This window comes from Pseudomonas sp. 2822-17 (assembly GCF_002742485.1).
In the GTDB taxonomy this organism is placed as follows: domain Bacteria; phylum Pseudomonadota; class Gammaproteobacteria; order Pseudomonadales; family Pseudomonadaceae; genus Aquipseudomonas; species Aquipseudomonas cyclaminis.
On the sequence record NZ_LJRZ01000663.1, the window covers coordinates 1 to 284 of the forward strand.

The 284-nt window shown below is 31.0% G+C and carries 1 pseudogene; it reads right to left on the bottom strand.

What is annotated here, in order from left to right:
* Positions 1 to 258, bottom strand: a pseudogene (locus tag AOA60_RS32345) (SAM-dependent methyltransferase); the annotation flags it as partial.
* Positions 259 to 284: the final 26 nt, after the last annotated feature.

Sequence of the window (284 nt, forward strand, 5' to 3'; positions counted from 1 at the left end):
CTTTTGTGTTAATTCACATAGGACAGTTTGAATTTCAACTGCATCTATGGGTACTCCTGTCCTTAATGAAAGTAATAAAGGAATAGCCCCAGTACCTGTACATAAATCAATAATTCTCTTAGCCCCTTTGGGAATTGAAGAGAATTTAGCTAATAATACAGCATCTATTGAAAAAGAAAAAATATCATTTCGTTGATAAATATATCTCTTCTTTCCAGGCATATAGTGGATACTTTCATTTACATTTTTATTTTTCATACAAATCGTTCCTTTTGTTAGTCTAC